Here is a 24,671-nt window from a genome sequence, read left to right as displayed (position 1 = left end):
CGCCTTTATATTTTCCGTAAAAAAAAGAAAGCTTTTCTACTGTATTAGAAAAGCTTTCTTTTTGGGGGCAAATATTTTAAATGTTTTCTTTTTTATTTTTCATCAAGAACCAAATCAAAACTAATTGCAACATCTTCAGAGACTTTGCTTTTTACAAGACTTGGTATTTTGATATTAAAATCCTGATTTTTAACCACAAAATCGCCTGAAACATATAATTTCCCATCCTTAGGTGCTACATCTATTTTGGTTTTAATTTTTTTGGTGACACCGTGAATTGTCAAATCTCCTTCTAAATCGTATTTTTTAGAAGCACTTGTTTTCGAAGCATCAAAATTTAAAATTTTCCCCTTGAAAGTTGCCTTTGGATAAACCGAAGATTCCATATAATTTTCATTGAAATGTTCTTCCATCAAAGGAATTTTAAATTTGAATGCTTTCACTAAAGCCAAAACCGCAAATTCGCCATTCGATTCATCAAGAATTGCCGAAACCGAATTATTTACAGCCGCAACAGGATCAAAAGAAGGTACAGAAGCTTCAAATTTTATTTGTCCGGTTCGGGTCATCATTTTTTGGGCAAAAATGGTATTTCCCAAAAAAATAAATACTAGTAAAACTATTATCTTTTTCATGATTTTTGGTTTATTCTTTTACAAATCCTTCCGTTGTCCAAAGCTTTATCAAATCAATATCGCTTTGCGCGAGACGTCCGCCCAAAGGCATTCTTTCACCGCAGGATTCCGACTCAATTCGGCAAATTAAATTGGTATTAAGGCAGGCATTTTTAACGCCATCGTAGGTTTCTAAATTTGGGGACTGATTGGTTCCAAAATGGCAACTCAAACAATTATGTCTTATAATGGGTTCTACATTTGCCACATAAGTTGGATTTACAGCTGGCGCACTTATTTCGCTATAGGTATTTGATTCACAAGAAACTATAAATACACTGAACACTGCGATTAAAAATATTTTTATTTTTTTCATCGAATATGGTATTAATTTTAAAAAACCCTATATAAATTAAATCCGAAATAAAGGCTTCCTCCATTCCATTTTCCGGTGGCATTAGAGAATACATAAACATCGTTCATCGTTTGACAATTTGAGAATACCATCTGGAAAATATGGCCGCCGGTATCAATATCCAATCCTAGCGAAAGCAAATTATGGTACACATCATTTTCGGGTGCATCAATTCGAGGTGCGTATTCAAGGTTCATACTCATCCTTTTTGTCAATTTGTATCTTCCTCCAAGTCCTACAACAAATTGATCTTTCCTTTCAGTTGTTTCATCATACAAATTTTTATGAATGTAAATAGGCGCAAATTCAAGCGTAATCTTATCCGAAAACTTTCTTGAAATTAGCAATTGTGTTGTATAAGCCAAACGATTATTGAATTCTAAATATGGATATTGGTCTGTACTCAAATTAGTATTGATATCCATTGTATTATATCCCACAATCGAAACCGGAAAACCATCAGCTTCCTGATTTTTCAATCTGTATTTTGCCGTCAGTTCATAAATTTTATTATTGGTTTGTCTTGATGCTCCAATTGACAGCCAATCTGTTGCTCCGTAAATGGCGCCTAATTTGGTGTAAGCATCATCCAATCCGAAAAAATTATTAAAACCTTGTGTCAAATCACCAAAACGATGCGAAATCAAAACATACCATTCGCCTTTGGCAGTTACTTTTGTCGATTGCATGTTGCAAATCTGGAGTCCTTTGAAACCTAATGTTTCTGCCTGTTTTTCTTTTGGTTTAATCGAATCCAATTGCTTCAGTAAATCATCCTGCGCCGAAGCCTGACTCAAAGCCAAAAGAAAAAATAGTGAGGATAAAAATAATTTTACGTTCATTTAATTAATTTTTGATTATAAAACATTGGTCTAATTTCAACTCTCCCATCAAATCATCATAACCCACAATTCGGCCTTTTACAGTAACTGTTTGTCCTTTTTTTATTGATAAATCCTGATTCTTAAAACTGCAGATAATGGCTTCGTCCAGAATTACTTCTTTCCCGTTCAGGGCAGTAATTTTTCCTTTTATGGCGACGGCATTTTCAAGATATTTTTTGTTTGCAGCGTCAATATCTCCCAGAAATTCAGATGTTATAAATGCAGAAGTAACCGAGAAATCTGTTTTTTCTGCTGCCAAATCCCGTTCGCCGCCATGCATTATATAATTATAGGAGATGACTCCCGCTAAGGCAAATACAGCCACTATCAAAATAATTAGTTTGATTTTTTTACTCATTTTTCTGTGCTTTTTTAAAATCAGGATTTATCAATTTTTATACTTAAAATTCAGCTTAAATTGCTAGCGGAATATCTTTTACAGGTACCGGCCAAACTCCAGGACTCGGGAAACTGATTCCTTTATTAGCACCGCGAACACCAGCATCTTGACCGAAATAATACAACGGCCAGCCATTATAAGTCAGCTGCACTTTTCCAAATACAGTAATCGAACTAAATTTCGATTTGTCAAGAATTGAGGGAACCACAATTTTATCTGTTTCATAAATTGGCCATACGCCATTGTTAGAAAAATCGGCCAATGTAAAATTGTTTTTCTTGAAATTATCATTTTTAAATGTGTACAAAGTCAGTCCTTTGCCATCAGTAAAATAAGTAGTTACACCATCGCCAACGGTATAATCTGATTTGTAGTTTTTGCCGTCATGACCCACAAGCTGGCTTCTTACAATCATAATAGAATAATCTGGTTTTGCAATAAACCAAGTGCCGTCAATTCCGTCGCCCGCTGTTTGACCCGCAGCTTCTGGTGTGTTGACACCTCCACCGCCATATCCGTCACCTGCAGATACTGGCGCATAGTAGTACAACGGCCAACCTTTATAAGTCAATTGTTTTTTACCTGACGGAGTAGTGATTGATGCAAAATCAGACAATGTCAATCCTGCGCCTAATTTATCTGCAGTCAAATTATCTACAAAAAAAACAGGCCATAACGCTTCACAGCCACCAGTACAAGATGATTGTCCTTTTGAATCGGTTGCGAAAAAATACAAAGATCGCCCAGATTTATCAGAAAGATAAGAACCCAATGTCGCGCTTGTAGAAAGAGAAACTTCTATTTTATTTTCTTGAACTGGAGGTGGTGTCGTTGTGCTGTCACCATTATCACTACTGCAACCAGAGAAAAATAACGCTGCCGAAAACGCAGCTAAAGCGAATGTAAATTGTTTTAATTTCATAGTTTTTTAATTAGATTAATAATTTAAAAAGATGGAGATTGCTGTACAGAAATTGTAAAGCATTTTGCAATCAAGAAGTCAACTTGATTTTTTTATGAGCATTTCGTTCAATAACTTTTCAGCTATTGTTATGAACTGTCATACGAGTTTTTTAAGCGTATCATTTTTATTCTTTTGATAGGATTCAATAGTAAAACAGCCTTATTGCAGATTACCCTACCTAAGAATTTTATTTTTTGAAAAAAAAATAAATGAAAGACAGAATTTATGGGAATCCTGTGCGGAAAGAATTAAAATGAAACTCTAAAACTCAAGTTTGGAGTGCGTTGCAGGGCAGAAGTTTCAACTTCTTCAATAGAGTTCGTCAACGAACTTATTCTATAATATTCGCCAATTTCATTTCTCCTGTTTAAAATATTCAGGATCGAAATTCCTAATTTATATTGAATTCCTTTTGAAGTTTCCCATTTATAAGTGGAAGAAAGATTGACTTGCGAAAAAATATCCAAGTTGGTGCTGTTTGGTCTGTTATACACCAAAACAGGGTTTGAAGCATCAATTTGAGAAGTATTGGGTGATGTATTAGGTCGTCCAGAAGACAATTTTGTTCCCAAGGCAATTTTGAAATTATTTTTTTCAAACATTCCCGCCCACGAAACCGTATGCATCAACTCAAAGTTGTTGGGAAAAATTGGGTATTCGTAATTTGGAAAATGATAATTATTATGGTTGTAGGTATAGCTCAACCATGTCAAAAAATGATTCATTCTTTTTTGAACCAAAATCTCTGTTCCCCAAATTTCATAATCGCCTGTTGTTTTGACAAACTCTAATTGGTTCTGAAAACCTTGGCTGGAAGTCGTAATTCCGGTTACTTTTTTATAAAAATTCTCTACATCCAACAGCCAGTCATTCTTTCTATAGAACAAATTCAAAGATAATTGCTTGCTCTTCTGAATCGGAATTGTGGTATTATTGGCAACAATCCAACGTCTTTTTTCGATCCCGAAATAATCTTTCTGCAAATCAATAATTTGTTGTGAGTTTTGGCTTTTTAATTCGCCAAGCAATTCTAAATTCAGATTTTTATTAAAGCCGTAACTCAACTGAATTCGGGGTTCGACAATAAATTTCTTGAATTTTTCAATGTAATTCACTCGTGTTCCGGCCTTGAAATATACTCGAGAAATCGTGTCATTGTATTTTCCTTCCAAAATTAAAGCGTGCGTTCTAAGTACATCTTTTACTTTGCGATAAAAATCAGGATTTGTTACGTCTTCCAGATTCGTAATACCAATTTCATTGAACTGATAACCATCATTAAAACTAAATTTTGGGCTTATAATATGATCGTTCTCTAAATTGATTCCGTTATTATTGACCGTATTTTCCTGAATGACGATTTGATTATCATTAGTTGTTTTCTGGTTTGCCAAAAGTTCATAAGCCGATGTGTAAACATTAATTTTCGTAGTATTAAAACTGTTCCAATTTCGTTTCCACGATAAATTTCCGCCATAATTTTGTTGGCGCAAAACATTGTTTTCTGACCTATAGATGTTGTTTCCAGCGGCACTTTGAAAGACTTCCAAATTATCTTTTATCGTAATTAAATCTAAAACCAGAACATCTTTCTCCCCTATTTTTTGACCAAATTTTAGCGTCGCATCATAAAAACCGAATTTTTTATCGCTTCGATAATCTACGTTTTGGCTTTGCGAAAAATCGGTGATTGTTGTGTTCTGGAAAATTTTGTCGAAATATTCTTTGTACGTTGGCGTTTCTACGAAATCAGTAATTGATTTTCGTGCAGAAATTTCGATATAGCTTTTTTTCGAAAGATTGTATTTCCCATAAACATCGGCATTAATCATGTTTATTCCGGCGCTGAATGTATTTTTCTCAGCCGTTTCTGGAGTTGAAGAAATCGAAACTACGCTTGAAACACTTTCGCCATAAAACGCAGAACTTCCGTTTTTATAAATAGAAATAGTATGTGCCAAATTCGGATTGAAAACCGATATTAAACCAAAAAAATGTCCCGTTTGGTACATTCGAATTCCGTTCCACAAAAATAAATTCTGATCATGCGTACCGCCGCGCACGTTGATGCTCGAAACACTTTCGTCAATACTATTAACTCCAGGAATTTGCTGCATGGCTTGCAACGCATCTGGTTCGATAAGGCCTGGCAGAATTCCGAATTTCTTAGGCTTAATTTCAAATGATCCGTCTTTGTTTTTTGAAATTCCCGAAGCTAAAATCGCATTGGTTTTAATTTCTGCTAGTTCCGTAATTTCAGGTTCCAACAAGATTTTGAGACAATTTTTTGAGTCCGAATTGCTAACTGTGATTTTCTTGCTTATGAATCCGATATGCGTAATCACAAACGCATTTGCCTCTTCTTTTTTAAATTCAAAGTAACCATTCGAATTTGTTGCAATTTGCTGTTTGCTGTTCAAACTGATATTTGCTCCATTAATTGGATTATTATCAGCGCTCGAAAAAACGTAGCCGCAAACTATTGGTGATTCCTTATCTTTTTTATAAATATTGAATTTGTTTCCGATATTTTCAAATGACAAATTCGTTTTTTTAGAAAGATATTCCAGTTTTTGTTCAAGTGAAATTGATTGTTTTGGAGGTATTATTTTAATTCCGGCAACATTTTCTTCAATGTAATTAAAGCTTACTTGATGCTGCTTTTCAATTTCAATTAAGATGTTTTTCAATGGCACAGCCTCTTCCTTGTCCTGAGCAGAAATGCCGAGAACGAAGAAAAATACACAAAACAAAAAATGAAATTGTTTGGGGAGCAACATTTATTTTTCGTCAAAAATTACTTTATTTCCGGAAACTTTTTTAGCCTCCAAATGATAGGTCGTACTAATAATCTGCAAAGCAATATTTAAGTCATTAGCGGGTAATTTTCCTGTAAACAAGGAAGTTGTATCTTTTGTATTTAATTCGATTTTGATATTATATTGCCTTTCAACTTCATCTAGAATACTTCTGATATTTTCTTTAGAAAAACATATCTGATTGTCAATCCATTCTGGTTTAACCGAATTTGTAGTCGTTCTGGCTTGTTTTCCGTTTTCGAAAGTTACACTTTGTCCGTGCGTCAATAAAATTTGGAAATTATCATAATTTACTTTCACACGTCCTTCGTAACAAACGACATCAAATCTATTTTTTCTGGCTTTGACATTAAATTGCGTACCTAGAACCGTCACTTTCCCGAGATTGGTCTGAACCTCAAATTTTCGACCTTTGGCAACTCTAAAGTAAGCTTCTCCTTTTAATTCCAAATGTCTGTTGTGATCCCAATTCCATTTTTTATAATTTATCTCAGAACCTGAATTCAGTACAACTTCAGAATTATCAGGTAATGAAAAAGAGGTTTTTTCGCCAAAATTTGCCGTTTGTGTTTGTGGCATGAAAAATTTCATGGCAAAGGTAATTCCCAAAGCCAAAACAAATATTGCTGCAGCTCGAAACATCCATTTTTTGTATAACGGAATCACTTTTGGCGCTTCTTTTTCCTGTTTAAGAATGTTCGCCAGCATATTATTTTCTTCAAAATCATCTACTTCTAAATGAGCAGTATACTCTTTTATTTTCTGGTATTTTTCAAAATCGGGGCTTGCCTCAAATGCAGCTAATTCATCTTCAGATAAATCGTTGCTGAGCCATTTGGCTAATAAGTGATTTTTTTTCATTGTACTGCTATTATTTTATTAAAACAACTGGAACAGGGTTTACCCTACTTTTACAAATCAATTTCTTTGCGTAAACTCAATAAAGCCAAATGAATGCGTTTTTCAACTGCCTTTACGCTAATATTTAAATCTAATGCTATTTCGCTGTATTTTTTTCCGTCAATTCGATGCATCAAGAATGCAATGCGCTGTTTTTCGTTCAAATTTTCAATGGCTTTCAAAAGTTTCGCCTGAAATTGTTTTTCTTCTAAGATATATTCAGGACTTTCATTTGTTTTATCAAGGCCCGTGAAGTTTTTCTCATATCTCAAAACCACTTTTTGATGCGCAATTTCATTGAGGCTGCTGTTATTTGCAACGGTATAAATAAATGATTTTGCTTTTTCTAATGGAACTGACGCGCAGTTTTTCCAAAGTTTTACAAAAGCTTCCTGGGCTAAATCTTCGGCTTGCTCCATATTGCCATATTTGTAAAAAAGAAAATTCCGAAGTGCTTTTATCTGACTTTTGAAGAAAGACGAAAAAATGATTTCGTCGCAAGTATTTGATTCGTTTTTGGCTGGCATTCGATTTTCAATTTACAATGTAAATGTATTTGTTTTTATTTTAAGTAGGGTAAAATCAAAGCTGATTGTTTTATAAAAACAGAAAGGTCTATTTCACGCAATCATTTGAGATTGAAAAAATAAAACCGAAATAATGGATGACAATTTATTAAAAAACAGCTTCTTAAATTTTATTATCTTTGTAAAAATATAAATATGTTCCCTTTAAAAAAATATTTATCAATTGCAGTTTTGTTTTTCTTGTTGTCTTGTCAAAATGAAATGGATGAGCAAGTCAATACTACACAAGGAACAGTTACAAATGCTTCTCCGCTAACCTCTTATCTTCAAAGGGTTGCAATGGTTCAAACAGTCGAAGACAATGTAATCGACGGATCTACTTATTGTACTATAAAACCTCCATATACGGTTACGGTCAACAATACGCAAATTGCGGTTAATTCGCCAGCCGATTATCAAAAAGTAATCGATAATATCAATGCCAGCAATAGCGACGACGATGTTGTGAAAATAAATTTTCCGGTAACAATGGTTTACTATAATTATATTGAAAAAGTAATCCCAAATGAATCCGATTTTAATTCTTTAATCAATTATTGGAATCAGTATCCTGATCTTTTATCTAAAATCAACGGATTAAATATCAATTATCCTATTACTATAAATATTTACAACAGCGCCAGTCAAGCTGCAAGTTCTACATCAATCACGAGTGACAAGGCATTTTTTAATTTTATAAAAGATTTGACCGGCAGTCAATATATTTCGCTGCAATATCCAATTTCTATCGTGGATTATAATAATCAGACAAAATCGATTACCAGCAATTTAGATTTTGAAAATGCCATAAAATATGCCATTGATTATTGTCCCGAAAATAATATTGTAACGCTTGATTTTACAAATACAATTACAAACGGTTCTTGGCAAATACCTTATTATTACGCTGACTCAGATAAAACGGCTTCTTATGCCGGTTATTCGTTTACATTTAAAAGTGATAAAACGGTAATTGCTTCTAAAGGCGCTTCTTCTGAAACTGGCCAATGGGATACGAAATTACAAAACGGCGTTAGGGAAGTTCAGCTGAACTTCAATTCAGATTTACTAAAAAAATTGAACGATAACTGGAAATTGTTTGAATTCAACAATTCCTTAATAAGATTGCGTGATGTAAATAGCAATACCAATTATCTTTATTTCGAAAAAAATTAAGCGATATTTTTCAAAATTTAATGTAAAAATAGAAAAGGAATGGTTTAAAAAAACCGTTCCTTTTTTGTTTTAAAAACTATTCTTTTTTTTCGACACTTCAATTTTGCACTTTTTCCATCTCGTTTTTATAAAAACGATCTCTGTTATGAAGTGATTTCTCACGTAAAAATACTTGCTTAGCGCACTATTTTCAACATATCGCATATTTTGGCCACTTTTTTAGATAAAATAAAACCATTAGGAGGTTAAAAAAACAAAACACAATTTCCAATACACAATAAAATAAGCACTTATAGAAAATCAAAAGACAAAAATCAGAATTTCGCCACCATTTGATGGTAAAAAAAATAAAATATAAACACCTCATTATCTGATAATTAACCCAAAAACCTCGTTTTTTAAAATATTCTGAAAAACTACCACTAAATGGTTACAAAAATAAAAATCATAACAATCTCATTGTCAGTATTTTCGTAAAAGTAGATTTCAAAAAAAAAGAAAACTCAAAAAAAAATGAGAAAAAAAAAGAAAATCAATTTCAAGAGAAAAGAGCTCAAAATCTTTTTCAAAATATATTTGCAATGTCAACAATGATGTTGAACAAAAACAAATTAATAACCAATTTAATATACCCAAATTATGTCAGATTTTTTAAAACAATTCGGAGACGATTTAGAAAAAAATGTACCAGGATTCATCGCAGTTTCAATTGCAGAAATTCAAAGTGGAATGTCTTACTTTTCACTTTCAGCACTTGCAGATTTTGATCCAGAATTAGCATCAGCTTTTAACCTTGAAGTTGTAAAAGCAAAAATGAATGCGGTAAGCGCATTAGGACTTAAAAATCAAGTTGTTTCAGACATTATGATCACCTTGACGTCTCAAATTCACATTATTGATATCTCAGAGAATAACCTATACATGATTTATCTCGCAGTAGATTCTACTAAAGCAAATTTAGGAATGACCAAAGCAATTCTTAACAAGTATAAAAAAGAAATCGCTTCTAAATTATAATTGATTGAAAATTGAAAAATGGCTGACTATTTACTGGTTGGCCTTTTTTCTTTTAATACTAACATTAAAATAAGAAGTTATGAGAAAGAATTTACTGTTACTTGTATTTTTTACTTTCACAATAGTGACTGAAGGACAAAACATTAAAGGTATTAATGGTGACACTAACTGGTTGAACATGTGGACAAATTTTAATCCAAAAACGACCAGCTACAATGAAGCTTCTATAATAATAACCGGTACGATTACCGCAAACATGACCTTAAAAAAAGAAAATGTTTATGTATTAGTCGGTACCGTTTATGTTGCTCCAAATGCAACCTTAACCATTCAGCCAGGCACATTGATACGATGCGATACTGACACGCTGACGACATTGGTCATTACAAAAGGGGCAAAAATCAATGCTGAAGGTACCGAAACTGATCCAATCGTTTTTACTTCCAATAAAGCTACGGGAGATAGAAATGCTGGTGACTGGGGCGGTATTATTCTTTTAGGAGATGCGCCAATAAATAAAACCGGCGGCATTGGTACTTTAGAGTTCGATCTTGACCCGCAAAAAGCAATGTATGGCGGCGATAACAAAGAGAGCGATTCTGGAATTTTAAAATATGTAAGAATTGAGTTTTCTGGAAAAAAAACAACTGCTAATAAGCCTCTTAATGGACTATCTCTGGCGGGAGTTGGGAGCAAAACAAAACTAGAATATATTCAGGTCACATCTTGCGATGATGATTCTTTTCAGTTTTATGGAGGTTATGTAAACGCAGCTAATTTAGTATCAATGCGATCTGCCGATGATGATTTTGATTTTACGCAAGGTGTTCAATGCAATTTATCTAATAGTATTGCCATAAGAAGTCCGTTTCTATCAGATAGTTACGGATCGAGATGTTTTGAAATGGAAACGGTCGATACTAGAAAAGGTGAAGTTTTAGACAGTAAAAAAGAAATGACCCGAGTAAATGCTACAAATATCACAATGATGCATACGGAGGATATTGGAACAGAAACTGAAGGTCTTAAACACGAAGCAATATTAATTCGTGAAAACACTTTTCTGACATTGACTAATTCAGTAATATCTGGATTTAGCCACCTCATCATATTTTCGGACACTGTGACGATTTCTGATGAATACTTAGAGAAAATAATGCTAAAAGATTTGCTTATTAACGATACCAAAATTATTGGAACAACTCAAAATACCGACACCAATTCTTTTATAAGTAATTGGTATCAGGGAAAACAATTCGGAATCGAGTTTGTAAAACTTAAAAACGATGAATTATTTGCCAGTTCATCACTGAGAAGAAAACCAGATTTTAGAATTAAAAAGTTTGATTGATACTGTTTTACAAAACCAGCTCTTTTAGAGCTGGTTTTTTTTTCATTAAGACTAAAAACTAATGAGTTGACTTCTTTTTGTCATTTCGACCGGAGGGAGACTCGAGCGATAGCGACTGGCGAAGCAAATCACACTCGAAACTCTACAAAGATTGGCGATTTTCTTTGCGGAAATTCTAGTGTGATTTCTCCCTCCGGTCGAAATGACAAAAAAACAGTTCTCAATAAATTGTCGCCAATCTTTGTAGAGTTTCTCGTTAAGATTTCTCCCTCCGGTCGAAATGACAAAAAAACAGTTCTCAATAGATTGTCGCCAATCTTTGTAGAGTTTCTCGCGAAGATTTGCTTCGCCAGTCGCTATCGCTCGAGTCTCCCTCCGGTCGAAATGACAATACTTCGCGATTACTTCATTGTCAAAGTTTTAAATTTTGAAAATACTTTGTGATTAATTTAAGCACAAAAAAAAGGCTGTCATTTACGACAGCCTTATCTTATTTTATATTCCTCACTCTTTTCGCAGAATCTGCAATATAGGACAGCAGCCAAGCCATTTGACCTTGTTTTGTAAAATAGATCTTTTTGGATCTTACGTTTGGGATTTTCTCCAACAAAGTCAGTAAAATTGAATTTGCAGTAATTAAATGTTTTTGCGAATATGTTTTTAAAACCTTTTCAACATCTTTGTCTTGTGCTGCCATGGCTTCAAATTTTGCATAATCAGTTTTGATCATATTATTATATTCTGCCACTTCCTTGACTTCAAATGGACTAAAGTTTTCTGTTGCGCTTTTTCCTTTATATAAAGTATAAAATGCCCAAACAGCGCCTCCCGACATGTAGATTTTATCTTTGCTAAAAACTTTTGGACTTTGCTTGTACAAACGATCTGTTTGTTCTCTTAATTCGGGCAAAGCGTTAAAGAGCAATTCATTATATTCATTAATCGTATTGGTTTTGGCTTTTTTGTTTATTTTCTCGGTAAAAGTTACTGTGCCCAAATCTAATGTCAAAGGATAAAATATTAAAATATCATCGTTATTGAATTCTTCAACATAACCGCCTTTTGTGTTTCCGCCGCCAATATCAAGAATTACAGAATCTGCATATTCTTTTGGCGGAATACAGCCTTTGAGCAATAATTTCGCTTCAATTTCAGAAGAAATAATTGCGATATCAATGTTTGTAAAGACACGCAATTTTTGAAGCAGAACATCAACATTTTCGGCCATTCCAACTCCAGAAGAAACGACAATAAATATGTTTTTTTCTTCGACTTTATATTCTTTGACCAGCTTGGTGTAATTTTTTGCAGCAACATTAAAGGCATTTTCAATATCAGCATCCGCTAATTTTCCGTTTATAGCTATTCCTTTTGCGACAGCGACATTTTCTGTCCAAAAATCAACTACATCGTATTTTCCTCTTTTAATATTCTGGACATTTATTACCGACATTTTTACCCCCTTGCTCCCTATTTCAATTCCGCCAAAAATTTCTTGCGAAAACAAGGCTGAAGGAATTAAAAAAACAAAAATAATTATGGCTTTTAACGCATTATTTTTTTTCATAGTAAATGGTGTTTTTATTAGTAATAGGAACAGCTCATTTTATTCAAACATTGAAAAGGAGTTGGAAAACTCATTTTCGCGCAAAGCAGACTTATTTTTTCTTTTTATCGACAAATATAGATTGCACTATTTTTATTTTTGTCTCAATTGATTCTTTCTCAACGGTTTTAACTAGCCAATAACATAATGTGATGGCCAATACGCCAATCATACTCATAAAAATAAAATCGGCTCTGTAACTCGCATAAGTCACAATCTCTAAACCTGTTTTTGCGCTTAATATATGCGCAAGACTAAAACTCATTGTAAATACAGACATGTATCTTCCCTCTTGATTATTGTGTGATCTGGTCATGGCAAATGAATTCGCAAAAGGAAAAGTCAGCATTACGCCAAGCGTCATGAAAAACATCATTATGTACAATATTCCGTACCATTTATCATTTGTCAACAAAAGAATGTAGCTAAGCACCATAAATCCTAAACCAACCATTATGACATTCAGCTTATTGATTCGGTTTTTTTCTACATAATTCACAATTGGCAATTCAAACAACAATGTCAAAATACCGCTGAAACTCAAAATCAAACCACTGTTTACTTCAGATAAATTAAATTGTTCTCTGTGGTACAGCGTCAAAGTTGTAAAAACTTGAAAATACATGATTCCTGTTATCAGCGAAATAAACATGTGAGTTAAAAAAGCTTTGTCTTTTAATATGGCATATTTGTCTACGCCGATATTGTTTTTTTTCAGTTTAAATGGCAATTTTCTTTCTTTAACCAAAATGACAAAAACGATAACTGCCAAAATACACGTAGCCGCATCTACATAAAAAAGATATTTATAACCTACCAGAACAATTATTAGACCTCCTAAAGGTGGACCAAATAAAAACCCAAGGCTCGTTGCTGCTCTTACTAAAGCCAGTGCTCTTGTTTTGTTCTCTTTACGTGTATAAGTATTTAAAGAAACTAACATTGCTGGCCTAAACATATCGGCAATGGTTGTTAATAGCAAAATTGAAAAACAAAAGCCTTCAAATGATGTTATATACTGCAGCATAAAAAAGACGATTCCGCTGCCAAAAAGGCTTCCAATCATTACTTTATAAAACCCGATTCGGTCAGACAAAACCCCGCTCAGCCACGTTCCTATAAACGAACCAACTCCAAAACAAACCATTACCCAGCCAATTTGATTGTATTCAAAATGCAGGTTCTCTCTCATATATTTTGAAAGAAACGGAATTACCATTGTTCCGGTTCTGTTTATGAAGGTGATCAATGTCAAAATCCAAATTTCTTTTGGAAAACCGCTATAATTTTCGATGTATTTTTTTCTTATGTCGCTTATCATTTTTTCTGTTTTTTTGGTGAATTTTTTTTATTTTTTTGGTGCCTCTTTTTAAAACAAGTCAAAAAGAGAGTGTGCAAAAAAGCCTGCTATCAATAATTCAAGCAAATGATTACACTTGCTTTTTGATGCAAACAGCTTTTTTTGAATTAAGTAGATTTTGTTGTTTTACGGATTTAATATGTTTTTTCAGAGAACAATATTTTTATTCAAAATAGTCCTCAAGAAAAATCCTTTAAACATGATTAATTAGATGAATCCTTATTGAAAATAATGGTATTTACGACCACTTCTTTCATCCATTTAATAGTTTCGATTACCCCCGTTTCTTTACAAATCATGTTACAGTTTTGATGTCCCCAAGCCAAATTGTAAGGAGAATGATTGAACTCTCCGGTTTTTAGCTGATTAATGTAAAAAAGGTTTATCTGGCTGATGTCTTTCTCAGAATCTGATTTTTCAGAAGATTCAAAAAAGTTGATGAGAAAAGCCTCAGCACTTAACTTTTTTAAACAAAGCGGGCAAATTGTGTTTTTAGCATTGTCGATAATGCGTGTTTTGTAAAGCCGGTCATTGTTGGATAATTTTTGATTATTGCAGGACGCAGTAATAGCCGTCATACGGTTTTCGATCTCACTTTCTGTCATACCGGCGTTAAGTGCAACTTCCTTAGAATCATGACAAAGCCAGAACAAATATTCTAATTGCAAGTGGCAAGATTTTATGGTATGAAGCGAAGCATATTCTGCAACTCTAATTCCAGCGCCTTTGCAGCTGCTGGTATTAAAACCAAGAATAATTTTTTCTTCATCTTTTGCCGTTGGCAATATTCTGGCCACAAAATGTCCATCAATGGGAGTTGTTCTTTTTTCGGCTACAGATAGCTTGTTTTTATAAGGATTAAATTCATTCCATTGCGCTCTATTTTCATAATGCAAAATGGCATTGACACCAAGTTTAAGTTTCTTGGTTTTCATAATAATTTGTACATCAGGATTTGAGTAATAATCCTCAGGACTGATGACAACGATAAAACCGCTTTCAAATTTTTGAGAAGTTAAAACCGAAACATCAAATAAGTCAATGGAATCGAAAGGAATCAAAACCGTACCATTTCTGTTGGCTCTGTTTTGAAAAATCACATCATCATTCGCGCTTCTAGTTTGTCCCGTTTTGTAAATTTTACTTTGCAGTAAAGGGGGTAGTTTAGGTAGTCTTTTTGCCATAGGGGTTAGTTAAGTTGGTTGTTAGTTTATTGTAGATTTGGCAGCAATATCTTCTTACATTTTTTAATTTTTATTATTAATACTAAAATTTTGGATGTTTTTTGATTAACCTTTAAAAATATTTTTTTCTCTCCATAGTTCTTCTTGTTTTTTTTATTTACTACTTTTGTTATCTTATAAAAAACTAAAAATCAACACTTTAAGTTTAAGCTATTTTCTAAAATAGAATTAATCTTAATTAAATGGTTAAATTTTGGTAAATCAACAAAACTTAAACATTTGTTAAAAGCAAATCTATTTTATTCGTAACTTAAAATAAATGGACAATTTTATTATTATGATGGACAATCTTCTTATTATTGCATTACAAACTTGCAGATAAAATACTTTTATAAGCCTATAAAATTAGTAGAGATGGCTTGTCAAATTATTAAAATGGATTATCTCATTATTGAGACAAAATAAAAATGAAGTTAATATGTTTTTTTGTTTACACTAAATTATCATGGAGGCTTTTAAACAGCGAGAAGGTTTTCGGGGTGAAAAACTAATTTCATTACCCAATAATATTTGGAAAAAAGCAATTGAAGAAAATCCTGTATTAAGTTATTTGTATATTACCCATATGGGATATTTCCCTAAGGCCACCTATCATTACAGAGAACGCAAAAAAGGATGCGCCGACAATATTTTAATTTACTGCGTGCGCGGAAAAGGCTGGCATTGTGTAAACGGCACTCGCTTTGAGGTTAGGCCAAATCAATTTTTTATAATTCCTGCAACCAATGAACATATACTTTACGGAGCAGACGAAAATGATCCTTGGACAATATATTGGGTGCATTTTGGCAGTCGCGATATAGACCTTTTCAACAAAAGTTTCAATATTGGTTTGTTTGATGGTCCGCGCCAAATAGACTACAACGAAAAAGGACTAAAGCTTTGGAACGACATGTACCATAATCTTGAAATGGGTTATGGAAAAGAAAACATCACAAAGGCAAATTTATCTTTGTACGATTTCGTTTCTTCTTTTTTGTATCCCGACGTAAACATCAACGAAAAAAAACAAGAGGAAATTGACTCCATCAGCAATACGATTTCATATATGAGAAAAAACATTGGCGGAAAAATCACTTTAGAAGATTTGGCGCTTATTAATAATTTATCGCCATCTCATTTTTCGCTCGTTTTCAAAAAAAGCACCGGAATGGCGCCTTTAGATTATTTCATTCATTTAAAATTACAGCAGGCTTGTTTGCTTCTAATTACTTCAGAAGTCAAAGTAAAAGTCATTGCTGCCGAATTAGGATATGATGATCCTTACTATTTTTCGCGTCTTTTTAAAAAACACATGAAAATATCGCCATTGCAGTATCGATTTTCACCGCAATCAAAATCGTCTTATATTGTATAGGATAAACTTGCATTAATTTTGATTTTTATCTGCTATTTCGACGATATATCGTCGGTAATCAAATTTGCAATATTTCAAAGTTAAGTACATAATTATCAATACCTTCGTAGAGCCAGTTTAATTCGACGAAAAATGTTCTCTACTCAATCAAAAGTACTTTTGCTGCTCCTTGTTTTATTCACGCTTGGAGATTTAAACGCCTTGACGCCTTTCAGAAAAGAAAACCAATCTGAAATGGCGGAAGAAAATCTGCTCAGCCTTGAAAATAAAGGCGAACAAGAAATGCCCTACAGCGATCAGCAAGTACTGATTGCTGAAAAAATGCTAAAAGGATTAGATGAAAATATTGACAAAATAAAAACACTTTTGAAATTAAGCGACTGGTATGAAGCTTCTTTCAACAATCCCGAAACACTAGAAAAAGCATTTTATTATGCGAACGAAGCACTTCGGTTAAGCCAATTTCTTCATTCTAATATTTACGCCGGAAAATGTTACCTGCAGCTTTCCATGCTTTATCAGCTAAAAAATAATAATCCGATGATTAGCATTTGTGCAAAAAAAGCGATTGGATTATTGACAAATACTGATGAACTTGATGATTTGGGAGAATCTTGGGTTATGATTTGGTCTGAAAAAATGAGGACTCTTGCACCAATACCCGAACGATTGGTTCCTATTTTTCAAGCAGCAACTTTTTTCGAAAAATCAGGAAATAATAAAAGAATTGGTGACTGCTATCGAGAAATCAGTGAATTGTATTTTTCGTACTCCGATTTTAACCGCTCTTTGCATTACCTCAAAAAAGCCATATTTTTTTATAAAGCAGCAAATCTTAAAGAAAGCGCCATTTACCCAATTTCCTCAAGGCTGAATATTATTTATGAAGCAGAAAAAAGAAATCGAGATATAATCCGATTGAAAAACAAAACGCTTTTACAGCAAAGCAAACTTAAAAATGAAGTGTTTTTGCGCAATTCCATGATCACGTTTGTAGTGCTTTTGCTTATTATTTTGGGCTTGCTTTACAAAAGTTTCATGTTCAAAAAGAAAACAAACAAGGTACTCGAAACCCAACAAAACGAAATCAATAAAAAGAATACTACCCTTCAAAATCTTGTGGTTGAAAAAGAATGGCTCTTGCGGGAAATTCACCACAGAGTAAAAAACAATCTTCATATGGTTGTTGGTTTATTGGCGAGCCAAGTTGAATTTTTAAAAACCGAAGAAGCAGTTTTGGCAATCAACAACAGTCAGAACAGAATTCAGGCGATGTCACTAATTCATCAAAAATTATATCAATCTGAGAATTTGTCGATAATCGATATGCCTTCGTACATTTTCGAATTAACCGAATATTTAAAGGATTTTTATGAAATACGAAGCAATATTCGGTTTGTTCTGGACATTGACAGTTTTAATCTTCCTTTATCGCATTCGGTTCCCATTGGACTAATTTTTAATGAAGCGGTCACCAATTCAATCAAATATGCTTTTGAAAATCAGGAGAAAGGCATCATCAATATTTCGCTTAAAAAAAATGACGGCAACAAATATATTTTAATAATTCGGGACAACGGCATTGGGCTTCCACCCGATTTTGATCCCTACAACAATCCGTCATTGGGCGTAAAACTAATGCATGGCCTCGCGGCCGATATTGAAGGAAAGTTTTTGATAACGAATTCAAACGGTACCAAAATAACTTTGGAATTTACTATTAACGAAAATAATCTTGATTAATTTAATTCTATAAAATGGCAAAACCACTAAAAATCCTCATTGTTGAAGATCAGTTTGTAGAAGCAAATCATTTACGATTAATGCTAAAAAAAGCAGGGCATTCTATAACTGGAATGGCCCGATCTGTTTCAGACGCTAAATATTACATTGCTCAGGAAAAACCCGAACTGGTTCTTGTTGATATTTTTCTTTTAGGAAAAGAAACCGGAATTGACTTGGCAGAAATACTTAAAGAAGACAATATTCCTTTTATTTATCTTTCGGCAAATTCAAATGAAGAGGTTCTTAATAAGGCTAAATTAACGCATCCGTATGGATTTTTGGTAAAGCCTTTTCGCGAAAAAGATCTATTAGTTACGATTGAAATTGCCGAATATCATCAACAACACGGAATCGAATCATCGATCAGGAAAGAACTTTTGTTTCAAAAACAATTAAAATCCATCGTCAAAAAAAGCGGCACTTGGGATGATCGTGTTCTTAACATTATTACCTCTTTGCAATCTCTTATTTCTTTTGATCTTGTAATGGCGGTTTTTTACATTGATAATAAATTGTCTAATAGAGTTTTAGGATACGCTAGAACAGGTTTGCAGGAATATCAAAAAATAGGAATTGAAGAATTGCAGAATATTACGGCTTTAAAAGAATCGGAAATCAATGAATTGCGAAATAAAAGCAAAGTAGAAACTGAAGCTACTTTTTATAACGATAACGACTTTGTGAAAATTTGCGACAAAACGCCAATCAAAAAAATGATTGCCAATTCGATGAATATGAAGTCAAATTTAATGCTTCCTGTTCCGTTGTCAATACATGAAAACGGCGGACTTTATTTGTCTTTTTTCAGCAGACAATCAATCAATTACGACAAAAATCATTTGAAGCTATGCGAAAGACTTCAAGAACCTTTAATTTATGCTATTGAAAATTTAATTCGTGCGGATAAAAATTTAGATCAAAAAAATACTGCTGCAACAAATCATAGTGCGGGAAAAAATGCAAAAACATCAGGATTTGAATCTATTGTAGGCAAAAGTCCGATACTTTTAAAATTGTTCGATCACATTGTACAAGTCGCTCCGGCTGATACCACTGTTTTGATTACGGGTGAAAGCGGTACAGGAAAAGAAAGTATTGCCAACAGTATTCAGCAACTATCGGGCAGAAAAAATGGCCCTTTCGTAAAAATCAATTGTTCGGCGTTGCCACCAAGCCTTATCGAATCGGAATTATTTGGACACGAAAAAGGAGCTTTTACTGGCGCAATAGAAAAGCGAATAGGCAAATTTGAACAAGCCAATAACGGTACTTTATTTTTAGATGAAATTGGCGATATGCCTCTCGAAATGCAGGCAAAACTGCTTCGTGCCATTCAGGAAAAAGAAATTGAAAGAGTTGGCGGAAATCTTCCCATAAAAGTAAATGTCAGAATCATTGCCGCAACGAACTGCAATCTAGAAAAAGAAGTTGCCGATGGCCGTTTTAGGCTTGATTTATATTATCGTTTAAATGTTTTTCCGATCCAATTGCCTCCATTGCGAGAGCGCAAAGAAGATATTGGACTTCTTGCTCGTCATTTTATTGCTGTCTATAGTGCTAAAACGGGAAAACATGTAACCGAAATATCCGAAACTGCCTTAAAAAGTCTTTTGGCTTATCAATGGCCGGGAAATATTCGCGAACTTGAAAATCTTATTGAAAGAAGTATTCTTTTAGCCAAAACAGCAACGATCGAGCATATTCCGCTTCCTACTTTTGATGAAATAAAAATTATCAATACTTCAAACGAATGGTATTTTAAAACCATTCAGGAAAACGAGCGAGAACACATTATCAATGTTCTAGAAAAATGCAACGGCAGAATCAGAGGTGCCGGCGGTGCTTCCGAAATACTCGGTCTGCCTCCTACTACATTGGCATCAAGAATGCAAAAACTCGGCATCAAGAGAAGTCATTTTTGATAATGGTTGATGGTTGATGGTTGATAGTTGGTGGTTGGTGGTTAATGGTGAATTGCATAAAAGGCGTGATGAAAAGCGCTTTAAAATCGCTTTAAAAATTTTTAATAATTAACGTTTCGCAATCAACCATCAACTACCACCTATCAACTTCCACCTATCAACTACCACCTATCAACTATCAACTATCAACTATCAACTATCAACTATCAACTACCAACCATAAACCATAAACCATAAACCATAAACCATAAACCACTAACCACCAACCACCAACCACCAACCATCAACCATCAACCATCAACCATCAACCACCAACCATCAACCATAAACCATAAAAAAACGACATTCAGTTGCTTCATTTTCGTTTTACGACGAAATATAGTCTGCTGAAAATCAGTATAAAACATTTAATCATTTAAAAATCAATTAGTTACATATTAGGTTCGGTTTTAGTTTACAGTTTGGCATAACATTAAAACGTGTATTATGCTAACCGAAACCCCTACTACGATTCTTTTTATTACAGGCGCTTTTGTGAGTAATAAATGCTGGGACGAATGGAAACTATTTTTTGAAAACAAAGGATTCAAAACCCTTGCACCAGCGTGGCCTTACAAAGATGCTCCAGTTGAACTTTTACGTGAGCGTCATCCTGATCCTCAAGTTGCCAGTTTTCGATTATCGCAATTAATCGAATATTTTGAAAATATCGCTAAGAATCTGCCTCAAAAACCTATCATTATCGGGCATTCAATTGGCGGTCTTACGGCACAAATACTTTTACAGCGCAATCTGGCGTCGGCAGCAATTGCGATACATTCAGTTCCTCCTCAAGGAATAATGACTTTTAAATTTTCTTTCTTAAAAGCAGGCTGGGGTCCGCTTGGATTTTTCACTTCGACTAAAAAAACATTTTTGATGAGTTTTAGTCAATGGCAATATGCTTTTACAAACGGAATGCCCGAAGAATGGCAGGAAAAAGCCTATTGTGAATCGGCAATTCCAGAATCTAAATTGATTGTTCGCGACACCATCACTTCAGTCGCAAAAGTAGATTTTAAGGCACCTCATAAACCTTTATTGTTCATTGCCGGATCGATCGATCATACGATTCCCGAATCTCTCAATTACTCGAACTATAAAAAATATTCAGACAAAAATTCGATCACCACTTTTAAGGTTTTTCCAGATCGAAATCACTTTGTATTGAATCAACCCGGATGGCAGGAAATCGCAGTTTACATACAAGAATGGATTGCCGCACTGCCTCCAGAAAATTCATAATAACCAATTATTTATTAACCACTTCTAAAAAATTTTAATCATGAAAACGAATTCAGTAAACACCTTCTTATTCAATTTTAAAACAAAATCAGTACAATTTTTTACTGCCGCAATTTTAATATTGACTTTAATTTCCTGCAATAAAAAAGCAGAAGAAATGCCCGCTACAGAAGCTCAACCAGCCGAATCGGCAGAAACGGTACAGGTTGCTCCAGCAAATCCGCCAGCAAATTTTAAACATGCCACGGCCGAAGTCAACGGAATCAAAATTCACTACGTTATTGGCGGCAAAGGAGATCCATTGGTTTTAGTTCACGGTTTTGGCCAAAACTGGTATATGTGGAATCGCTTATTGCCAGAACTTTCTAAACATTTCACCGTAATCGCTCCTGATTTAAGAGGCGTTGGCGAATCAGACAAACCAGAAGGCGGCTACGACAAAAAAACAATGGCATCAGATATTCACGAACTGGTAAAAAAACTAGGTTATTCGAATATCAATTTGGCAGGACACGACATCGGACTTATGGTTGCTTACGCGTATGCCGCTCAATACGGAAACGAAGTTAAAAAAGTTGCCTTGATGGATGCGCTTTTGCCTGGAATCGAGCCTGTTTGGTCTAATGTAAAAGGATCTGCGTGGTGGTTTGGATTTTTTGCTTGGCCAGCTTCCGGAGATATTGTAAAAGGAAAAGAAAAAGAATTCTTGACTAATTTCTGGCCAGTTGTAGGACATGTAAAAGATCCTTTTACGGCCGAAGAATCAGCAGAATTTATTAGAGCGTATGCGGTTGAAGGCGGTACAACAGCAGCTTTTAAATGGTTTGGCGCATTTGAGCAAGACGGAAAAGACAATGTAATTTTTGCGAAGAAAAAACTAAAAATGCCATTATTAGCAATGGGTGGCGAATATTTTGCGGCTGCATTCTTAAAAGATCATTCCAAATTAGTAGCCGAAAATGTATCTGAATCTAAAATTGCAGGATCAGGACACTGGTTGGTTCAAGAAAATACAGCACAAGTTCAAAAAGATTTACTAGCCTTTTTCTTGGCTAAATAAATAACTCGTTGGTGTATTATTCAACACATAGAAACATAGATTTTATTCATGGAAAAGTGCTTAATAAGAAACTAGTTTCTAACACATAGTAAAATGCTTTTTTAAGTTTTTACAAAACTATATTTCTCTGTGTTGAAAAATAATTACCTCAACGAATTAAATAACTAAAATCATGAAAAAATTATTATTAATTCTATTGCTTTCTGCGGGCTTGTTATCTCAAGCCCAGCAAAAAGCAGATTTAATTATCTACAACGGAAAAATTGCAACCATGCAAAAACAAGGCGAATTTGTTCAAGCAATTGCAATGAAAGACGGAATTATTCTGGACATTGGAACCGAAAAAAACATTCTTTCTGCTTATAAATCTTCAGCGACAAAATTAATAGATGCCAAAGGAAAAACGGTAATTCCGGGGCTAAACGACAGCCATATGCATGTCATTCGCGAAGGTTTGAATTATAATGCTGAACTCCGCTGGGACGGTGTAAAAACCTTGAAACGCGCCATGGAAATGCTAAAAGAGCAAGCCGCAAGAACGCCAGATGGTGTTTGGATTAAAGTGATTGGCGGCTGGAATGAATTTCAATTTGAAGAAAAAAGACAACCCACAATTGACGAAATCAATGCTGCAGTTCCTGACAAACCTGTATTTATAACCTATTTGTACGGAAAAGCTTTTTTAAACAAAAAAGGAATTGAAGTTTTGGGTTATACAAAAGATACCAAATACGAAGGAAGTGTCTTGGAACAAGATGCCAACGGAAATTTGACAGGTTTGATGTACGCCAAAGAAACCCCAAAAGCGATTTACATGACAATGGGACTTACCACAAAATTAAGTCCTGAAGAACGCGTCAATAGCTCTATACAGTACAATCATGAGCTTAATCGTTTTGGACTTACCAGCATTATTGATGCCGCTGGCGGAAGCCAGAACTTCCCTGCTGATTATGTGACCTCATTGGAATTGGCGAAGCAAAATAAATTGAGTCTTCGTATTTCATATTATTTATTTGCACAGCAAAAAGGCAAAGAACTTCAAGATTATGAGAAATGGGTTGCCACAACACAAGTCAATAAAAATGACAATCTGATTGTTGCAAATGGTTATGTTGAAGAAGGTGCGGGAGAAAACATCGTAGCTTCAGCGGCTGATTTTGAAAATTTCTTGGAACCGAGAATTGTTTTATCAGATGAAATGGAAACTGATTTAGAACCTATAATTCGGCTTTTAGTAAAAAACAGATGGCCTTTTAGACTTCATGCTACTTACGGCGAATCTATTGACAGAATGTTGAATGTTTTTGAAAAAGTAAACAAAGAAATTCCGTTTAACGGATTGCGTTGGTTTTTTGATCATGCCGAGACCATTACACCTTCTGAACTTCAACGAGTTAAAAAATTAGGTGGCGGTATTGCGGTGCAATTCCGAATGTATTATCAAGGCGAATTGTACAACAAATTATATGGCGCGCCAAAAACACAATTGCCTCCAATTAAAAAAATGCTCGAACTCGGAATTCCGGTTGGAGCTGGAACTGATGCGACACGAATTTCGACCTTTAACCCTTGGATGTCATTGCATTGGTTATTGACTGGAAAAACAATTGGCGGTATGCAGTTTTGGCCAAAAGATCAGGTTTTGGATAAGTTCACGGCTTTGCAATTGTACACTTCTGGAAGCGCTTGGTTTTCGGGCGAAGAGAAAGACAAAGGAAAATTAATCAAAGGAATGTATGCCGATATGGCAATTTTATCTGATGATTATTTTACGCTAAAACCAGATGACATTCGAAAAATCGAGTCGGTTTTGACGATTGTGAATGGCAAAATTGTTTACGCTTCCGCGGAATATAAAGCGTTGAGCCCAGAAATTCCTGAGGTGATTCCGGATTGGTCTCCTGTAAAACATTTTGGTGGCTATCAGAAATAAATGGTAATAGC

General features: G+C 34.2%; 20 protein-coding genes. 9 read left to right on the top strand and 11 right to left on the bottom strand.

Features of this window, described 5'->3' with window-relative positions; all coding sequences use genetic code 11:
• Positions 1 to 92: 92 nt before the first annotated feature.
• From FND99_RS17020 to FND99_RS16985, 8 genes are all read right to left on the bottom strand, one after another.
• Positions 93 to 635: a YceI family protein gene (locus FND99_RS17020; RefSeq protein ID WP_144339138.1), complete on the bottom strand. Its 543-nt coding sequence runs from the start codon at positions 633 to 635 to the stop codon at positions 93 to 95.
• Positions 636 to 645: 10 nt separating this feature from the next.
• Positions 646 to 990, bottom strand: a complete 345-nt coding sequence (locus tag FND99_RS17015; protein WP_144339137.1) for a hypothetical protein — start codon at positions 988 to 990, stop codon at positions 646 to 648.
• Between the two features lie 17 nt (positions 991 to 1,007).
• Positions 1,008 to 1,871, bottom strand: a complete 864-nt coding sequence (locus tag FND99_RS17010; protein ID WP_144339136.1) for a DUF5777 family beta-barrel protein — start codon at positions 1,869 to 1,871, stop codon at positions 1,008 to 1,010.
• Positions 1,872 to 1,875: 4 nt separating this feature from the next.
• Entirely contained in the window at positions 1,876 to 2,271 is a 396-nt protein-coding gene (locus FND99_RS17005) for an OB-fold protein (RefSeq protein ID WP_144339135.1), read from the bottom strand.
• 55 nt (positions 2,272 to 2,326) lie between these two features.
• Complete coding sequence (locus FND99_RS17000; protein ID WP_144339134.1) at positions 2,327 to 3,235, bottom strand: COG4315 family predicted lipoprotein; 909 nt, start codon at positions 3,233 to 3,235, stop codon at positions 2,327 to 2,329.
• Between the two features lie 290 nt (positions 3,236 to 3,525).
• Positions 3,526 to 6,030 (bottom strand): TonB-dependent receptor, encoded by a 2,505-nt coding sequence (locus FND99_RS16995; protein WP_246074238.1) that lies wholly within the window; start codon positions 6,028 to 6,030, stop codon positions 3,526 to 3,528.
• A gap of 27 nt (positions 6,031 to 6,057) precedes the next feature.
• Positions 6,058 to 6,957: a FecR family protein gene (locus FND99_RS16990; protein ID WP_144339132.1), complete on the bottom strand. Its 900-nt coding sequence runs from the start codon at positions 6,955 to 6,957 to the stop codon at positions 6,058 to 6,060.
• Positions 6,958 to 7,007: 50 nt separating this feature from the next.
• Positions 7,008 to 7,523, bottom strand: a complete 516-nt coding sequence (locus FND99_RS16985) for an RNA polymerase sigma factor (RefSeq protein ID WP_144339131.1) — start codon at positions 7,521 to 7,523, stop codon at positions 7,008 to 7,010.
• A 195-nt stretch (positions 7,524 to 7,718) separates the two neighbouring features.
• On the opposite strand from FND99_RS16985, the gene FND99_RS16980 reads away from it, so the two are divergent.
• From FND99_RS16980 to FND99_RS16970, 3 genes are all read left to right on the top strand, one after another.
• Entirely contained in the window at positions 7,719 to 8,738 is a 1,020-nt protein-coding gene (locus FND99_RS16980; RefSeq protein WP_144339130.1) for a hypothetical protein, read from the top strand.
• A 639-nt stretch (positions 8,739 to 9,377) separates the two neighbouring features.
• On the top strand, positions 9,378 to 9,755 hold the full coding sequence (locus FND99_RS16975) for a hypothetical protein (RefSeq protein WP_144339129.1): 378 nt from the start codon (positions 9,378 to 9,380) through the stop codon (positions 9,753 to 9,755).
• Positions 9,756 to 9,834: 79 nt separating this feature from the next.
• On the top strand, positions 9,835 to 11,106 hold the full coding sequence (locus FND99_RS16970) for a hypothetical protein (RefSeq protein ID WP_144339128.1): 1,272 nt from the start codon (positions 9,835 to 9,837) through the stop codon (positions 11,104 to 11,106).
• A gap of 490 nt (positions 11,107 to 11,596) precedes the next feature.
• Here the strand turns inward: FND99_RS16970 and FND99_RS16965 are convergent, their stop codons facing one another.
• The 3 genes from FND99_RS16965 to FND99_RS16955 form a co-directional block, all read right to left on the bottom strand.
• On the bottom strand, positions 11,597 to 12,673 hold the full coding sequence (locus FND99_RS16965) for a Ppx/GppA phosphatase family protein (protein ID WP_144339127.1): 1,077 nt from the start codon (positions 12,671 to 12,673) through the stop codon (positions 11,597 to 11,599).
• A 91-nt stretch (positions 12,674 to 12,764) separates the two neighbouring features.
• Positions 12,765 to 14,033 (bottom strand): MFS transporter, encoded by a 1,269-nt coding sequence (locus tag FND99_RS16960; RefSeq protein ID WP_162615568.1) that lies wholly within the window; start codon positions 14,031 to 14,033, stop codon positions 12,765 to 12,767.
• A gap of 242 nt (positions 14,034 to 14,275) precedes the next feature.
• Positions 14,276 to 15,256, bottom strand: a complete 981-nt coding sequence (locus tag FND99_RS16955) for a BstXI family restriction endonuclease (protein WP_144339126.1) — start codon at positions 15,254 to 15,256, stop codon at positions 14,276 to 14,278.
• Between the two features lie 505 nt (positions 15,257 to 15,761).
• Between FND99_RS16955 and FND99_RS16950 the strand changes: the two genes are divergently transcribed.
• The 6 genes from FND99_RS16950 to FND99_RS16925 all read left to right on the top strand — a co-directional run bounded on the left by FND99_RS16950 (position 15,762) and on the right by FND99_RS16925 (position 24,660).
• Entirely contained in the window at positions 15,762 to 16,673 is a 912-nt protein-coding gene (locus FND99_RS16950) for an AraC family transcriptional regulator (protein ID WP_144339125.1), read from the top strand.
• A 132-nt stretch (positions 16,674 to 16,805) separates the two neighbouring features.
• Positions 16,806 to 18,416 carry a sensor histidine kinase gene (locus FND99_RS16945; RefSeq protein WP_144339124.1) on the top strand — a complete coding sequence of 537 codons (1,611 nt, stop codon included), beginning with the start codon at positions 16,806 to 16,808 and terminating at the stop codon, positions 18,414 to 18,416.
• A 14-nt stretch (positions 18,417 to 18,430) separates the two neighbouring features.
• Positions 18,431 to 20,380: a sigma 54-interacting response regulator gene (locus FND99_RS16940; RefSeq protein WP_144339123.1), complete on the top strand. Its 1,950-nt coding sequence runs from the start codon at positions 18,431 to 18,433 to the stop codon at positions 20,378 to 20,380.
• Positions 20,381 to 20,866: 486 nt separating this feature from the next.
• Positions 20,867 to 21,664 (top strand): alpha/beta hydrolase, encoded by a 798-nt coding sequence (locus FND99_RS16935; RefSeq protein WP_144339122.1) that lies wholly within the window; start codon positions 20,867 to 20,869, stop codon positions 21,662 to 21,664.
• Positions 21,665 to 21,704: 40 nt separating this feature from the next.
• Positions 21,705 to 22,724, top strand: coding sequence for an alpha/beta fold hydrolase (locus FND99_RS16930; RefSeq protein ID WP_211356641.1), 1,020 nt, complete (start codon positions 21,705 to 21,707; stop codon positions 22,722 to 22,724).
• A 172-nt stretch (positions 22,725 to 22,896) separates the two neighbouring features.
• Entirely contained in the window at positions 22,897 to 24,660 is a 1,764-nt protein-coding gene (locus FND99_RS16925) for an amidohydrolase (protein ID WP_144339121.1), read from the top strand.
• Positions 24,661 to 24,671: the final 11 nt, after the last annotated feature.

The organism is Flavobacterium daemonense (assembly GCF_007341385.1).
GTDB lineage: Bacteria > Bacteroidota > Bacteroidia > Flavobacteriales > Flavobacteriaceae > Flavobacterium > Flavobacterium daemonense.
The sequence above is the reverse complement of the archived record's forward strand: the minus strand, read 5'-3'. Positions and strand labels throughout refer to the sequence as shown.

Bases quoted from the DNA above. Each gene is read 5' to 3' on its own strand.
- FND99_RS17020 (WP_144339138.1), bottom strand. From the start codon at position 635: ATGAAAAAGATAATAGTTTTACTAGTATTTATTTTTTTGGGAAATACC.
- FND99_RS17015 (WP_144339137.1), bottom strand. From the start codon at position 990: ATGAAAAAAATAAAAATATTTTTAATCGCAGTGTTCAGTGTATTTATA.
- FND99_RS17010 (WP_144339136.1), bottom strand. From the start codon at position 1,871: ATGAACGTAAAATTATTTTTATCCTCACTATTTTTTCTTTTGGCTTTG.
- FND99_RS17005 (WP_144339135.1), bottom strand. From the start codon at position 2,271: ATGAGTAAAAAAATCAAACTAATTATTTTGATAGTGGCTGTATTTGCC.
- FND99_RS17000 (WP_144339134.1), bottom strand. From the start codon at position 3,235: ATGAAATTAAAACAATTTACATTCGCTTTAGCTGCGTTTTCGGCAGCG.
- FND99_RS16990 (WP_144339132.1), bottom strand. From the start codon at position 6,957: ATGAAAAAAAATCACTTATTAGCCAAATGGCTCAGCAACGATTTATCT.
- FND99_RS16985 (WP_144339131.1), bottom strand. From the start codon at position 7,523: ATGCCAGCCAAAAACGAATCAAATACTTGCGACGAAATCATTTTTTCG.
- FND99_RS16980 (WP_144339130.1), top strand. From the start codon at position 7,719: ATGTTCCCTTTAAAAAAATATTTATCAATTGCAGTTTTGTTTTTCTTG.
- FND99_RS16975 (WP_144339129.1), top strand. From the start codon at position 9,378: ATGTCAGATTTTTTAAAACAATTCGGAGACGATTTAGAAAAAAATGTA.
- FND99_RS16970 (WP_144339128.1), top strand. From the start codon at position 9,835: ATGAGAAAGAATTTACTGTTACTTGTATTTTTTACTTTCACAATAGTG.
- FND99_RS16965 (WP_144339127.1), bottom strand. From the start codon at position 12,673: ATGAAAAAAAATAATGCGTTAAAAGCCATAATTATTTTTGTTTTTTTA.
- FND99_RS16960 (WP_162615568.1), bottom strand. From the start codon at position 14,033: ATGATAAGCGACATAAGAAAAAAATACATCGAAAATTATAGCGGTTTT.
- FND99_RS16955 (WP_144339126.1), bottom strand. From the start codon at position 15,256: ATGGCAAAAAGACTACCTAAACTACCCCCTTTACTGCAAAGTAAAATT.
- FND99_RS16950 (WP_144339125.1), top strand. From the start codon at position 15,762: ATGGAGGCTTTTAAACAGCGAGAAGGTTTTCGGGGTGAAAAACTAATT.
- FND99_RS16945 (WP_144339124.1), top strand. From the start codon at position 16,806: ATGTTCTCTACTCAATCAAAAGTACTTTTGCTGCTCCTTGTTTTATTC.
- FND99_RS16940 (WP_144339123.1), top strand. From the start codon at position 18,431: ATGGCAAAACCACTAAAAATCCTCATTGTTGAAGATCAGTTTGTAGAA.
- FND99_RS16935 (WP_144339122.1), top strand. From the start codon at position 20,867: ATGCTAACCGAAACCCCTACTACGATTCTTTTTATTACAGGCGCTTTT.
- FND99_RS16930 (WP_211356641.1), top strand. From the start codon at position 21,705: ATGAAAACGAATTCAGTAAACACCTTCTTATTCAATTTTAAAACAAAA.
- FND99_RS16925 (WP_144339121.1), top strand. From the start codon at position 22,897: ATGAAAAAATTATTATTAATTCTATTGCTTTCTGCGGGCTTGTTATCT.